Annotated in this window: 13 protein-coding genes, 1 other RNA gene and 1 pseudogene; 2 read left to right on the top strand and 13 right to left on the bottom strand. The window is 28.5% G+C overall.

Annotation, left to right across the window (positions count from 1 at the left end; genetic code table 11):
* The first annotated feature begins 194 nt into the window (after window positions 1-194).
* Complete coding sequence (locus CSBG_RS04205) at window positions 195-932, top strand: MurR/RpiR family transcriptional regulator (protein WP_008677359.1); 738 nt, start codon at window positions 195-197, stop codon at window positions 930-932.
* A 62-nt stretch (window positions 933-994) separates the two neighbouring features.
* Here the strand turns inward: CSBG_RS04205 and CSBG_RS04200 are convergent, their stop codons facing one another.
* From CSBG_RS04200 to CSBG_RS04150, 12 genes and pseudogenes are all read right to left on the bottom strand, one after another.
* Complete coding sequence (locus CSBG_RS04200) at window positions 995-1,363, bottom strand: phage holin family protein (protein WP_008677358.1); 369 nt, start codon at window positions 1,361-1,363, stop codon at window positions 995-997.
* A 146-nt stretch (window positions 1,364-1,509) separates the two neighbouring features.
* Window positions 1,510-1,800, bottom strand: coding sequence for a hypothetical protein (locus CSBG_RS04195; protein WP_008677356.1), 291 nt, complete (start codon window positions 1,798-1,800; stop codon window positions 1,510-1,512).
* A 354-nt stretch (window positions 1,801-2,154) separates the two neighbouring features.
* Entirely contained in the window at window positions 2,155-2,361 is a 207-nt protein-coding gene (locus tag CSBG_RS04190; protein ID WP_008677355.1) for a hypothetical protein, read from the bottom strand.
* 256 nt (window positions 2,362-2,617) lie between these two features.
* Window positions 2,618-3,013 (bottom strand): annotated as a pseudogene (locus CSBG_RS04185) (DUF1259 domain-containing protein); the annotation flags it as partial.
* Window positions 3,014-3,466: 453 nt separating this feature from the next.
* Entirely contained in the window at window positions 3,467-3,619 is a 153-nt protein-coding gene (locus CSBG_RS04180; RefSeq protein WP_008677353.1) for a zinc-ribbon domain-containing protein, read from the bottom strand.
* Between the two features lie 309 nt (window positions 3,620-3,928).
* Window positions 3,929-4,271, bottom strand: an RNA gene (gene rnpB / locus CSBG_RS17845) — RNase P RNA component class A.
* Between the two features lie 54 nt (window positions 4,272-4,325).
* A complete protein-coding gene (locus CSBG_RS04175) occupies window positions 4,326-4,574 on the bottom strand; it encodes a hypothetical protein (RefSeq protein WP_008677351.1) in 249 nt (82 codons plus the stop codon).
* Between the two features lie 72 nt (window positions 4,575-4,646).
* Complete coding sequence (locus tag CSBG_RS04170; RefSeq protein ID WP_008677350.1) at window positions 4,647-5,438, bottom strand: Nif3-like dinuclear metal center hexameric protein; 792 nt, start codon at window positions 5,436-5,438, stop codon at window positions 4,647-4,649.
* Window positions 5,439-5,449: 11 nt separating this feature from the next.
* Entirely contained in the window at window positions 5,450-6,142 is a 693-nt protein-coding gene (locus CSBG_RS04165; protein ID WP_008677349.1) for a class I SAM-dependent methyltransferase, read from the bottom strand.
* A gap of 41 nt (window positions 6,143-6,183) precedes the next feature.
* On the bottom strand, window positions 6,184-7,296 hold the full coding sequence (gene rpoD, locus CSBG_RS04160; RefSeq protein WP_008677348.1) for an RNA polymerase sigma factor RpoD: 1,113 nt from the start codon (window positions 7,294-7,296) through the stop codon (window positions 6,184-6,186).
* A gap of 30 nt (window positions 7,297-7,326) precedes the next feature.
* Window positions 7,327-9,105, bottom strand: coding sequence for a DNA primase (gene dnaG / locus CSBG_RS04155; protein WP_008677347.1), 1,779 nt, complete (start codon window positions 9,103-9,105; stop codon window positions 7,327-7,329).
* 176 nt (window positions 9,106-9,281) lie between these two features.
* Window positions 9,282-10,310: a deoxyguanosinetriphosphate triphosphohydrolase gene (locus tag CSBG_RS04150; RefSeq protein WP_008677345.1), complete on the bottom strand. Its 1,029-nt coding sequence runs from the start codon at window positions 10,308-10,310 to the stop codon at window positions 9,282-9,284.
* A gap of 164 nt (window positions 10,311-10,474) precedes the next feature.
* Here CSBG_RS04150 and CSBG_RS04145 point away from each other — a divergent pair, with 164 nt between their 5' ends.
* Window positions 10,475-11,536 (top strand): CotS family spore coat protein, encoded by a 1,062-nt coding sequence (locus CSBG_RS04145; RefSeq protein WP_008677342.1) that lies wholly within the window; start codon window positions 10,475-10,477, stop codon window positions 11,534-11,536.
* Between the two features lie 32 nt (window positions 11,537-11,568).
* Here the strand turns inward: CSBG_RS04145 and ppdK are convergent, their stop codons facing one another.
* Window positions 11,569-14,199: a pyruvate, phosphate dikinase gene (gene ppdK, locus CSBG_RS04140; RefSeq protein WP_008677340.1), complete on the bottom strand. Its 2,631-nt coding sequence runs from the start codon at window positions 14,197-14,199 to the stop codon at window positions 11,569-11,571.
* Window positions 14,200-14,235 lie beyond the last annotated feature (36 nt).

The raw sequence follows: 14,235 nt of genomic DNA, 5'->3' as shown, positions 1-14,235 counted from the left end.
TTACAAGACAAGTATAACAACCTAAAACACTTCATACAACGTTTACAAGAGTGTTTATATGTTTTGTACACAATATACAATTTTCACATTGTGTTATATTTTTTACAAATATCTCTATATATTGGCCTAATGATTTGAAAAAAATTAAATTTATTATATACTATCTTTATAATAACTATTCGAGGTGACGTAATTTGAGTTTTTACGAAAGATTTTCTAATGAAAATATACATATAAATAATACTGAAAAAAAAATTATAGAATATATCTTAGAAAGAGCAAATTCATTTTCTAAAATAAAATTAACAGATATCGCAAATGATCTATTCTTATCATCAAATACAATAATTAGATTATGTAAAAAATTGGGGTATTCAGGTTTTTCAGAGCTTAAATATGATATCATTAATAACAACTATGAAAAGGTTTCAGATTCAAATGAACATTCTCACATAACAATTCAAAATAGCATACTTCAAACATTATCTCTTAATAAAAAAGAAACATTTAAAGAGTGTGCAACATTAATTAAAGATTCTAATAAAGTTATTATATTTTCATTAGGACTATCTCAATATCCTGCTTTATCATTTGCTAAAAAACTACAATATTTTAATAAGATATGTTTAGTTCCTGAAGATAGAGATGCTACTACACTCTTTGCAAATAATCTTAAGGATGGTGATTTAGCCATAATAGTAAGTAGCTCTGGTAATACAGATATAATGAGGAAAATCTCAAGTATAATAACAACAAAAAATGTTTCAATTATATCTATAACAGGTTTCTCACAAAACATTGTATCTCACTTTAGTGATATCTCTCTTTATGCATACTTAAAAGACTATAATATAGATGGTCATGATTTAACTTCACGAATTGGTTTTAATATTATATTTGATTTACTATTTGAAGAATATTCAAATTTATAAAATAAGAACCCTCATATTGAGAGTTCTTATTTTAGACTTTAATTTAACATATAAATTTATAATTACATAACCCTTGATGGGAATATAGCATCTAATACTCCTATTACTAATGCAGCTATTAGTGCTCCAAATATTGAAACTCTCATATTAGGAACTAAAAATTGTGCTAAATATAAAATCACAGCTGCAATAACAAATCCCTTTACTCCCTTTCCAAATGGGGAAGCATCTACACCCATAAACGTTTCTACTAAATAATCTAACACAGTTATAACAACTGCTGCTAATAAATAAGACCATAGCCCATTAATACTGAATCCTGGAGTAAAAAATGATGTTATCCCTAAAATAACAGCTACTAATATTAATCTTCCAATCCATCCTAAGATGCTTCCATTTTTATTTTCATTTACATTATTACTTTGTCCCATAATAATTCCTCCTTCGTAAGATTGTATTAGTTATTTATAGTATTAACTAAATTTAAAAAAATTATTTTCTAAATTAAAAAATTATGAATTTAAATTTAAATTTAAATTTAAATTTTCAAATTAACTTTGCTATTATTTTTATAAAACTAACTTCCATTTTTGTTTACTGTACCTATCTTAACTAAAAGATCGTGTATAAAATTTGATCCTCTACTTATTAATATTCCTGTCAACATTATTCCTAAGTATGGTATATTGGACTTTATACTTAAAAGTTCTAACAAATCTAGTTTAGTTGAAAAAGTTATTACTAAAGCTATACAAAGCGCCCCAATTTTATCAATAGATAATTTACCATTTTGCCATACCATTTTTAAAGTTTCCCAAACACTTTCTGCTAGTAAAGAAAGAAAAATCAATATTATCAAGTTTTCCATGCCATAATCCACCTCTTTTTATATCATTTAACTTATTTTATATTGCCGTGCTATATTCTAATATTAAGTACCTCATCTTTATAATTTTTATATATTATTTAATACTATTTAAATACACTTTTTATAACCATAATTTATTATTAAATTTAAAATTTCTTAATTTTATAAAATTCTAATTGACATAAAACTTGTCTTTGATTTATTATCTATATCAAGTAGTTAATTATTTTCCAGGTAGATGTTTTCATACTGCTTTCTATCTGGTACTATAAAACATTAAAAATAGCACTTAGGACATCCCTCCTAAGTGCTATTTATTTCGTATCAAATTAAAATTATGTATTTGCTAAATATTTATTTTTGTAACTGCTTATTTAGAAGAAATATATTTTCTATCTCATTCCCATTCTCATCATAACATTTAACATTTGCTCCTACTATGTATCCTATTGTATCTCTATCAAGTACACTCCCTTGAATTTTTAATAATATATCCTCATTCATAGGCAACTCTACTTCCTTTGTTTCATTATCCCTATCACATACTATCTTTACTTTCATAAATATCATTCTCCTTTATAATTTTAGTATGCTTCAATAAAAACTAAAATATTTCTAATAAACATACATATTATTACTAATTTTTGATGGTCTCCACGTTTATACTACTCCTATAATTATTATTCTTTTAATATAGTGTTAATTTAATATTTTTTTAATACTAAAAAATATTATTTTGCTATAATCTTTTTATCAAAAATAGGACATCTAAAAATATAGATATCCTACTAAAATTATTTAAACTATCATAATATCTTTTTAACACCTTTAAAGCCCCTGCCACCTTATTAGCAGAATCTAATGGCTTATCAATTGATTCAAAATGAATATACATAAGCCTTGGATTATCAAATAACCAGTGATTATGCAATGCAGTTACTAGTATTCATCTCTCCTTTAATTCAAATATAAAATCATTTATTTCATTTTCAAGTATAACTGTTTCGCCTAAATTAAGAGTTCTACCATTATCATCGAGAGATTCAAAAGAAAACAATGCTAATAAAGCTAATGGTGATTGTGTTCTTATTCCTAATATTTCTGTCCTTATATTTGTCATAAATGTTACTGTACAAACATTATTATCTGTACTCAAAATCTTTGCACCAAGTATTCTGGCAAATTCATTACAAGTTCTACAAAAGTTTATCATAAGTTTCCTTCTAAATATTATAGATAATAATCCTCTTTCTTTGATGATATATAAAAATTATCTCTTATTAAACTTTTTTAAATTTACTTTTACTATTTATTTGTACTACTTAAAATAATCAAACTCATATTTAGCTTTTAACTGCAAGAGAAAATAATTTGTAAAAATTAGGTGAATATTCGCCAAGTTATATCTAATATTAATATCATTCATATAAGCTTTTTATAAGTACAAACAAAAAGCACCTAGATTTTACTCTAAGTACTCTTTTATTATTATGGCAAGTAGCTTTTTAAAGGATGCTACTAAGAACCTTTTCTCTTTATTTAGGCATATCATAAAGATATTTATAAATTCACTTTATTTTCCTCTTTCTGTATTTGGTATACTTTTTTAATTTTCAAATAAAAAGAAGTTTTAAGATCTACTTAAAACTCTCGATTCAAACAAAAACTATCTTCTATTTTGCTCTTTCTTAGCTCTTCTACAAGATATACATCTTGTTGGCTCATTATCGAATCCTTTTTCTTTGTAAAATTCTTGTTCTCCTACTGAAAATATGAATTCACTTCCGCAATCTCTACATGTTATTGTCTTATCTGTCATAAATATTCCTCCTAAATTTAAAGATTCCAAATGGATAATAACCTCTAATTTATGAGAAATTATTTATCTAAATCAAACCTATTTTTATTAGCTCTTTGCTATTTATTTATAATAACATATTCTAATAGTTTTTACAACATTTTTTTATATTTTAGAATAAAAGTAGAATTTTGTAACAAACACTCTGAATAGAAAAGCCCCCATGAAAAATAAAAAAATTTATGTTATACACAAGAAAAATATATATAATATATGCTTGTTTTATTAAAATAAAAGAAAAACACTAGGCGTTAACCTAGTGTTTTTCATATTGCGAGATAAGCCGTAAGCGGAGTTCTGTATTAAGCAATCATCTATCTAGGCTTATTGTTGCCAATAAGCTCAAGCGGTACACCCGGAAACGGAGCGGGCAACTCCTAAATGTTTCCCTATTCGACCTTGCTCCAGGTGGGGTTTACATAGCCATCATGTCACCATGATGCTGGTGAGCTCTTACCTCGCCTTTCCACCCTTACCTAAAAATTTAGGCGGTATCTCTCTGTTGCACTTTCCTTCAAGTCGCCTTGACTGGACGTTATCCAGCACCCTGCCCTATGGAGCTCCGACTTTCCTCTCCTAGATCTAGTCTAGCAGCGATTGCATGTCTTACTCGCGAAGATTATCTTAACACAACTTAATTAATAATGCAAATTATATTTTTTACAATTTACACAAATTGTAGTATTAATACTAACATAATTAATATAACCCAAGAGTAAAATCCTATCCCAGAAAGTAATAAAGTTAATAATATAAGTATGAATATACATAACCTAGCAGCTGGATTTACACAAGTTTTAAAAAAAGTTCCACCTTTTCCAATATTTTTACCTATACCATCACATATATCTTTAAAACCATCTTGAAATACTTTTGTCCATGATTTATTTTTCTTTTTATAATATGATTTACTCATAGTTCATCCCCCAATAATATTCCTATTATTAATATTATGCTTAAATCAAAAATTTTGTGTATAAAAAAGACCTTACACAAATGTGTAAGGATCTTCACTTTTTGTAGATATTAATATTTCTAAGTCTTCTAATTTATCTTTTATTTTATTTATAACTTCTAAAAAAACTATCCATTCAGACGAAAAATGTCCTGTATCTATTATAGATACTCCCATTTCTTTATAATCAGATGCATAATGATATGTTGTATCACCTGTTATTATGCAGTCTGCTCCTTTTTTGTATGCTTTTTCAAAAAAGTCACTTCCACTTCCATTTATAACTGCGATATTTTTTACTTTTTCACAGCCCCTAACAACCTTTAAGGAATTTATATTTAGCTTTTCTTTAATATCTTTTATTAAATCTTCCAATTGAATATAATCTTCTAATCTAATAATTCTCCCTAACCCTTCATTGTCATTTCTAGCCCTCTTATTTACCTCTAGAAGCTCTTTAGATTCATATCCTAGTATATTTACTATAGTTTCATTTAAACCTTTCTCAGCCGAATCTAAATTAGTATGACTAGAATATAAACTTATATCATTTTTAATAAGTTCTATTATTTTTTTGCCTATTAAAGTATCAGTTGTTATACTATTAGGTTTTCTAAATATAAGTGGATGATGGGTTATTATTAAATCTACCTTCTTTTCCTTTGCTTCTTCTATAACATTTAAGGTACAATCTAAAGCCAAAAGTATTTTTTCTACTTTCTTTTGTTTATCCCCTACCATTAGTCCTACATTATCAAAATCTTCTTTTAATGTTTTTGGAGCAAATTCCTCCATTACCTCAATAACATCTTTAACTTTTTTCATAAACATCTTCCTTATAAAAAATTAATCATATTACTAATAACATCTATTTTTTCTTGTATTGATTTTCTTCTTTCACTTGCATTAACAGTACTTTCTGTTATAAAACTAATAATCCTTTTATAATTTTCAACTTTTGAAATTAAATACTCCTTCATTAAATGATGTTTTTGCATCAAAAGTTTTGGACTTACTTCGTAATATATTGAATCTAAACTAGTAGCTTCGCCCTCTTTTCGTCTTACCTTAAAAAGCTCATAATATATATTTTCATCTAAACAAAGATCTTCACTTATTATTTCATAATTATTATTATAAAGATATTCTCTTAACACTTCTGGATTTTGTGCTGGTTGAAGTATTAAATATTTCATAGAGTCAACTTTTTCAATTTGTGATTCAAGTATATCTCTAATTAAATTTCCTCCCATACCTGCAATTACAGTTACCTCTACCTCATCTTTTTCTAGAGCCTTAAGCCCATCACCTAATCTAAACTCTAATTCGTCTCCTGTGCCTTCTAATATAGCATTTAACCTTGCTTTATCTAAAGGTTCCTTATTTATATCTACTGCAATTGCTTTACTACAAATTCCATTTTTTACTGCATATAGAGGAATATATCCATGATCTGTTCCTATATCTGCTAATACTGATGTGTTTTCAATGTGTTTAATTATAAAATTTAATCTTTCGCTTAGTTCCATAATTCTTCTCCTTGCTAAATTAAAATTAGCACCTTTTGGTGCTAATCTAAATAATCCTTTAATTTTTTACTTCTTGAAGGATGCCTTAATTTTCTAAGAGCTTTCGCTTCTATTTGTCTTATTCTTTCTCTTGTTACATTAAACTCTTTACCAACTTCTTCAAGAGTTCTTGCTCTTCCATCATCTAATCCAAATCTTAGCCTTAATACTTTTTCTTCCCTAGGAGTTAAAGTATCTAATACATTTATTAATTGTTCTTTAAGCATTGTAAATGCAGCTGCTTCTGCTGGTGCTAAAGCATCATCATCTGGTATAAAGTCTCCAAGATGTGAATCTTCTTCCTCACCTATAGGAGTTTCTAGAGATACTGGCTCTTGAGCTATTTTTTGAATTTCTCTTACCTTATCTACTGGTAAGTCCATAACCTTTGATATTTCCTCTGGGAATGGATCTCTTCCTAGCTCTTGTAACAATTGTCTTTGTACTCTTATTAGCTTATTTATAGTTTCTACCATATGTACAGGTATTCTGATAGTTCTTGCTTGGTCAGCAATAGCTCTTGTTATTGCCTGTCTTATCCACCATGTAGCATAAGTAGAGAATTTAAAGCCCTTTCTATAATCGAACTTTTCTACTGCTTTTATAAGCCCTAGATTTCCTTCTTGTATAAGGTCTAAAAATAGCATTCCTCTTCCAACATATCTTTTAGCAATACTTACAACAAGTCTTAAATTTGCTTCAGCTAATTTTTTCTTAGCTCTTTGATCACCTTGCTCTATTCTATTTGCTAATTCTATTTCCTCTTCTGAAGATAATAAAGGAACTTTTCCAATTTCTTTTAAGTACATTCTTACTGGGTCATCTATTGCAATTCCTTCTGGAATAGTTAAGTCTAAGTCTAGTTCCTCTTCGACTTCATCTGCTTCATTAGGATCACCTATTACTTCAATTCCCATTGACTCTAACACTTCATAAATTTTTTCTATTTGTTCTGGACTTAGGTCAATATGCTCAACCTCATCCATTATTTCCTTATATGTTAAAGTACCACTCTTCTTTCCTTTATCTAGTAGATTTTTAACTATAGTCATTTTGCTATTTTTGTCCTCATTCTCTTTTTTGCCTTGCTTAGCTTTTGTTTTTTCATCTACCATTTTGTTACCTCCTTCCGTTATTACCAACTACTACTTTGCACCTCTCTTTAACTGATCATTAACATTTTTTAATTCAATTGCGATTTGTATAGATTCTTCAATTTTTCCTTGTGATTCTAATACTTTTTGCTTACGTTTTAATTCATTTAGTTTTTGATTCAATTTATAATTATCCAATTGCTTGATAAAATCTTGTATTAACTTTTTATTATCCTTACCTATCAGTACATGATGTTCTTTTATTTTTACAATTTCCTCAATTGTTTTTACATTTGTACACTTCGATTCTAAAAAGGTAATTATATTATTTATATTCCCCTTTTTGGCTTCTTTAATAATAGAAAAAATCTCTTTATGTTCTGGAAGAATTAACTCATCTTGGTTTATTAACTGACTAATATAATCAAAATACTCTTCATTTAAACATAACTTCATTAAAGATCTTTCAGCTTTTATAAAAGCTGGCTCTAAATATAATTTTGTTCCATTTTCTTCCTTATTATTCATAAAATCATTTTCTTTTATATTTTTTGTCATTTCTTTTGATAATAAATCGTATAATGTTTGTTCTCTTATGCCTGTATTTTCAGATATTTTTTTTATATAGACATCTTTTTCTATAGAATTAACACTTGCTAATATTTCTGTAACTCTTTTTCCATATCTAACTAAGTCATTACTATCTTTAAGATTAATTCCTTCTTCTGCTTTCTTAAGCCTATAATCGATTAAGCTTTCAGCACCATTTATTAATTTTATAAATGCATCTTTTCCATTGCTTCTCACATATTCATCTGGATCTTTTCCCTGTGGAATACTTAAAACTCTAACATCAAATCCTGCATCTTTTAATATATCTAGTCCTCTCATAGTTGCTGCTTGACCTGCTATATCAGCATCATATGAGATTATTACCTTATCTGCATAACGTCTTAATAATCTTGCTTGATTTGTAGTTAAAGCTGTTCCTAATGAAGCCACTACATTTGTTATTCCATACTGATGCAACGTTATTAAGTCCATATATCCTTCAACAATAATAAAGTATCTTTCTTGCATCTTGCTTTTTATTGCAAAGTTTAATCCATAAAGATTAGTTCCCTTTTGAAACACCAAAGTTTCAGGTGAATTTAAATATTTTGGTTTTGAATCATCTAAAACTCGTCCTCCAAAACCTATTACCTTCCCCCTGTAATCAAATACAGGAAATATAACGCGATTTCTAAACCTATCATATTTATTTCCTGTCCTCTCAGAAGTAGATACTAATCCTGCTTCAAGCAATAAATCATCTTTAAAGCCTAACTTTCTTAAATGAAATAATAAATTATTCCAACTATCCTTTGCAAAGCCTAATCCAAATCTTTTAATTGTCTCTTCCTTAATACCCCTATTTAAAAAATATTCCTTTGCTTCTTTTGTTAATCTTAAGTTTGAATAAAAGAACCTTGCTGCTTCAACATTAACTTTATAGAGCAATTCTCTCTTTTTTGCAGTTGGACTTATTCTCCCTTTATCACTTTCTATTGTAATATTAACCCTATCAGCTAAATACTTAACTGCTTCAACAAAAGGCATATTTTTATTTTTCATAACAAAAGTAATTACATTCCCTGATTCACCACATCCAAAACATTTATATATTTGTTTATCCTGTGATACGGAAAATGAAGGTGACTTTTCATTATGAAATGGACATAGTCCTGAAAAGTTTCTTCCAGATCGCTTTAGTCTAACTGACTCAGATATTACATCTACTATATCATTTTGTTCTTTTACTTTTTCTAGAATCTCTTCAGAAATCTGCAAGGAGATTCACCTCCTTACCTATAATTTTCGTCAACTTATATTCATTTCGACATTTTTTCTCTATTTCCTTCTTTGAAAGAAAATTTTTATAAAAATTTATTAAATCTTCTTTATTTATATTCTTTATCAAATCTAAAATTCCTTTTAAATATATACTTTTTATTGTATCCATTTATTTAATATATTACTATTTTTGGTACAAATAGAGAGTTAAACTTATTTAAGCAATAATCATCACTCATTCCAGCTATATAATCTGTAACTGCTCTTTTTAATCCTTCTTCTTTAGCTATTTCTTTATATATAGTTGGCAATTCATCTTCATGAGTATAGTAATAGTTTATTATGTTTTCTAAAATAAATTTCGCCTTATTTCTCTCTACTTTTAAAATATCCCCTAAGTAAACATTTTTAAACATAAATCTTCTAAGCTCTGTCATAGCCTCCCAAACCTCAGTACTAAATTTTATATCAACTTCATTATTATTTAATGCATTTGTAGTGTTTTCTATTACATCTGTAACTAAAGTTTCAATTCTTTGAGAATGTGTTTTACCTAACACCTTTATTACTTCCTTTGGCAATACATCTTCACTTAAGAGCCCAGCCCTTATTGAGTCATCTATATCATGATTTAGATATGCTATTTTATCACTTACCTTAACTACTATTCCTTCTAATGTCTTAGCTTTGTTGTTGCCATTATCAAGACCACTATGATGTAATATTCCATCTATAACTTCAGTTGTTAAATTTAATCCTAATCCATTCTTTTCAAGTTTCTCAACTACTCTAACACTTTGTTCATTGTGTCTAAATCCGCCTTCCAAAAACTCATTTAAGACCTCTTCTCCATTGTGGGCAAATGCTACATGACCTAAATCATGCCCTAATGATATGGCCTCAATCAGATATTCATTTAATCCAATTCCACTACCTATTGTTCTTGCAATTTGAGATACTTCTAATGTATGAGTCAACCTTGTTCTATAATGATCACCAAAGGTCTTTATATAAACCTGAGTCTTATGTTTCAATCTCCTAAAGGACTTGCTATGAATGATTCTATCTCTATCAACCATAAAACAAGTCCTTACAGCGTCACTTTTTTCATCTCTTTTTCTTCCTAAAGTTGAAGTGCTAAAAGTAGCTTGAGGGACTAATGTCAACCTTTCGAAACTCTCTATTTTTTCTCTTACATTCATATATCTCACCTCTATATTACATATTCTATATTTTTCTCTTTTTTCCTCTATTTAAACATATTTTATAATAATATATTTAATACCAATTATATTTTACTTATATAAGTATATTTTGTTTTTTTTATTAATATCTTAATAATGAGTAATTATATAAGGAGAGAGTAATGGAAAACCTATTATCAGATTTAAGAGAAGAGTTGCTTCCTGTTAATGAAATAAAGACTAATATTTTGTCTCACTATAAACTTCAGAAAGCATCTATATTTAGTATTAAATTCAAAGATACAGAAAAACAAAGAGCTGTATATAGAATAGACTCTAATAATAAAAGTTATTGTTTAAAAAAAGTTTATTATGATGAAGCAAATCTTTTATATGTATATTCAGCCATGGAATGGTGTTATAGAAATAGAATCGATGTTCCTAAATTGTTACCTACTGTAGATGGAAATAGATATGTTAAATATAAAGATATGCTATTTATATTAACTCCATGGCTTAAAGGTGAAAAATGTGATTTTGATAACTTAGACCATGTTTTGTTATCATCAAAAACATTAGGCAAACTACATATAGCTTCTAAAAACTTTTCTCCAATAGCTGGAAGCAGCTTAAGAGAAGGTTTTGAAAATTATAACGAAACTATATCAAAACACTTTAATCAACTACTTTTGAGTATAAATAATGCTCATAGATATAATGATAGATTTTCAAAAATATTCCTAGAAAATATTAACGAAAACTTAGAACTTGCTAAAATTTCATTTGAAGTATCATCATCAATTATCCCTAATGAACTTTCAAGATCTCTTTGTCATGGAGATTACGTAAATAAAAACATACTAATAGATGACAATAAAATTTCTCTCATTGATTTTGATAAATGTAAAATGGATTATTGCTCTAGAGATATATCATATTTTTTAAGAAGATTATTGAAAAGAGAAAGTACTAATTGGCAGATAAATTTAACCTTAGAAGTTCTTGATAAATATATGGAAGAAAACACTTTAACCAGTTCAGATTTAAAATATATCTTAGCATATATTGCTTTCCCTCAAAAGTATTGGAAATTATCTAGAGATTATTATAAAAATATAAGAAGATGTAATAAAAATGCTTTTATTCAACTCCTTGAAAAAGGTTTAGATAGGACAGCTAATCAATTAGAGTTTATTTATGAGCTTATGAATTCATTTGAAAAACATTATAATGTAAAATTTTAAAGAGGAGGTTTAACACCTCCTCTTTTTATAAATTATCTTTTATTTCTAACCTGTGCTTGTGCAGCAGCTAGTCTTGCTAATGGAACTCTAAATGGTGAGCATGATACATAATCTAATCCAATATTATGACAGAACTCTACTGATGATGGATCTCCACCATGTTCTCCACATATTCCAAGCTTAATATTTGGTCTAGTTAATCTACCTTTTTCTACTGCTATCTTAACTAATTCACCAACTCCAGTTTGATCTAGCTTAGCAAATGGATCTTGTTCGTAGATTTTCTTTTCATAGTAATCTTTTAAGAATTTAGCAGCATCATCTCTTGAGAATCCAAATGTCATTTGAGTTAAATCATTTGTTCCAAATGAGAAGAACTCTGCTTCCTTAGCAATTGTATCTGCAGTTAACGCAGCTCTTGGTATTTCTATCATAGTACCAACTTTATACTCTAATTCAACACCCTTTTCTGCCATAACTTCTTGTGCTGTTTTAACAACTATATCTTTAACATATTTTAATTCTTTTATTTCTCCAATAAGCGGAATCATTATTTCTGGAACTATGTCAAATCCTTTAGCATTTTTCACTTCTATTGCTGCCTCAATTACAGCTCTAGTTTGCATTTCAGCTATTTCTGGATAAGAAACTGCTAATCTACATCCTCTATGTCCCATCATTGGATTAAATTCATGTAATTCATTAACAGTAGCCTTTAATTCTTCAAAAGTTATATCTAACTCTTTAGCTAATTCATGAATATCCTCATCATTATGTGGTAAGAACTCATGTAGTGGTGGATCCAAGAATCTTATAGTAGCTGGCATTCCACCTAAAGCTTCATATATTCCAACAAAGTCTTCTCTTTGCATTGGAAGTATTTTTTCAAGAGCTTTTCTTCTTTGCTCTTCATTCTTAGCAACTATCATTTCTCTAACTGCCATTATTCTATCTTCTGCAAAGAACATATGCTCAGTTCTACATAAACCTATACCTTCTGCTCCAAATTCTACTGCTTGTTTTGTATCTCTTGGAGTATCAGCATTAGTTCTAACCTTTAATTTTCTAATTTCATCTGCCCATCCCATAAATGTAGCAAAATGTCCTGATATTTCTGGTGTAACTGTCTTAACAGCTTCTCCATATATATTTCCTGTTGAACCATCTATTGAAATAAAATCATTATCAGTATAAACTTTTCCATCAACTTCTAAAGTCTTAGCTTCTTCATTAACTTTTAAAGCTCCACATCCTGCAACACAGCAAGTTCCCATTCCCCTAGCAACAACAGCTGCATGAGATGTCATACCGCCTCTAACAGTTAATATACCTTCCGCTGCTATCATACCTTCTATATCTTCAGGTGAAGTTTCTAGTCTAACTAAAACAACATTTTCACCTTTTTCTTTTCTTTCTTTAGCTTCTTCAGCTGTAAAAGCTATTTTACCACAAGCAGCTCCAGGTGATGCAGGAAGTCCTTTAGCAATTGGTGTAGCCTTCTTTAAATCTCCTGTATGGAAAGCTGGGTGAAGTAGAGAATCTAATTGATTTGGCTCAACCTTTAATATTGCTTGTTCTTTAGTTAACATTCCTTCTTCAACTAAATCAACAGCTATCTTTAAAGCTGCTTGAGCTGTTCTCTTACCATTTCTAGTTTGTAAGAAATATAGCTTTCCTTCTTCTATAGTGATTTCCATATCTTGCATATCTCTATAGTGATTTTCTAATGTATGAACTATATCAGTAAATTGTTTATATATAGCTGGATTTTGCTCTTCTAATTTTGCTATTGGAAGTGGTGTTCTTATACCTGCAACAACGTCTTCACCTTGTGCATTCATTAAGTATTCACCATATATTTTATTTTCTCCAGTAGCTGGGTCTCTTGAGAATACAACTCCTGTACCTGAAGTTTCTCCTTTATTACCGAATACCATTTCTTGTACGTTAACTGCTGTACCCCATTCCCCTGGAATATCGTTTAATCTTCTATAAACTATTGCTCTTGGATTATCCCATGATCTAAATACTGCTGTAATAGATTCAATTAATTGAGTTTTTGGATCTTGTGGGAACTCTTCTCCCATTTCTTTTTTATAAAGCTCTTTATATCTTCCAACTAATACTTTTAAATCATCAGCTGTTAAATCGGTGTCAACTTCAACACCCTTTTCTTCTTTTATCTCATCTATCAGATTTTCAAATAATCTCTTTTCAATCCCCATAACAACATCTGAGAACATTTGAATGAATCTTCTATATGAATCATATGCAAATCTTGGGTTATTAGTTAAATCAGCCATTGCAACTACTGATTGATCATTTAATCCAAGATTTAATACTGTATCCATCATACCTGGCATTGATACTCTTGCACCTGATCTTACAGATACTAATAATGGTTTTGTTAAACTCCCAAACTCTTTTCCTGTTAGTTTTTCTAGTTCTGCAATTTTTTCGTGAATTTCTTCAATAACTTCTTCTGCGATTATTTTTCCATCCTCGTAATACTTATTACAAGCCTCTGTTGTAACTGTGAATCCTTGTGGTACTGGAATTCCTAGTAGAATCATTTCTGATAAATTTGCCCCTTTACCTCCTAGAAGGTTCTTCATTGAACCATTGCCTTCACTAAAAAGGTAAACGTACTTCTTTTTCTCCATCTCAATACTCCTCCGTTCAATCAAATTGAATATATT

The sequence above is a fragment of the Clostridium sp. 7_2_43FAA genome, from assembly GCF_000158375.2.
GTDB classification, from domain to species: domain Bacteria; phylum Bacillota; class Clostridia; order Clostridiales; family Clostridiaceae; genus Clostridium; species Clostridium tertium.
The sequence above is the reverse complement of the archived record's forward strand: the minus strand, read 5'-3'. Positions and strand labels throughout refer to the sequence as shown.

Coding starts and splice junctions, on each gene's coding strand:
- CSBG_RS04200 (WP_008677358.1), bottom strand. CDS start 1,363: ATGGGACAAAGTAATAATGTAAATGAAAATAAAAATGGAAGCATCTTA.
- CSBG_RS04195 (WP_008677356.1), bottom strand. CDS start 1,800: ATGGAAAACTTGATAATATTGATTTTTCTTTCTTTACTAGCAGAAAGT.
- CSBG_RS04190 (WP_008677355.1), bottom strand. CDS start 2,361: ATGAAAGTAAAGATAGTATGTGATAGGGATAATGAAACAAAGGAAGTA.
- CSBG_RS04180 (WP_008677353.1), bottom strand. CDS start 3,619: ATGACAGATAAGACAATAACATGTAGAGATTGCGGAAGTGAATTCATA.
- CSBG_RS04175 (WP_008677351.1), bottom strand. CDS start 4,574: ATGAGTAAATCATATTATAAAAAGAAAAATAAATCATGGACAAAAGTA.
- CSBG_RS04170 (WP_008677350.1), bottom strand. CDS start 5,438: ATGAAAAAAGTTAAAGATGTTATTGAGGTAATGGAGGAATTTGCTCCA.
- CSBG_RS04165 (WP_008677349.1), bottom strand. CDS start 6,142: ATGGAACTAAGCGAAAGATTAAATTTTATAATTAAACACATTGAAAAC.
- rpoD (WP_008677348.1), bottom strand. CDS start 7,296: ATGGTAGATGAAAAAACAAAAGCTAAGCAAGGCAAAAAAGAGAATGAG.
- CSBG_RS04150 (WP_008677345.1), bottom strand. CDS start 10,310: ATGAATGTAAGAGAAAAAATAGAGAGTTTCGAAAGGTTGACATTAGTC.
- CSBG_RS04145 (WP_008677342.1), top strand. CDS start 10,475: ATGGAAAACCTATTATCAGATTTAAGAGAAGAGTTGCTTCCTGTTAAT.
- ppdK (WP_008677340.1), bottom strand. CDS start 14,199: ATGGAGAAAAAGAAGTACGTTTACCTTTTTAGTGAAGGCAATGGTTCA.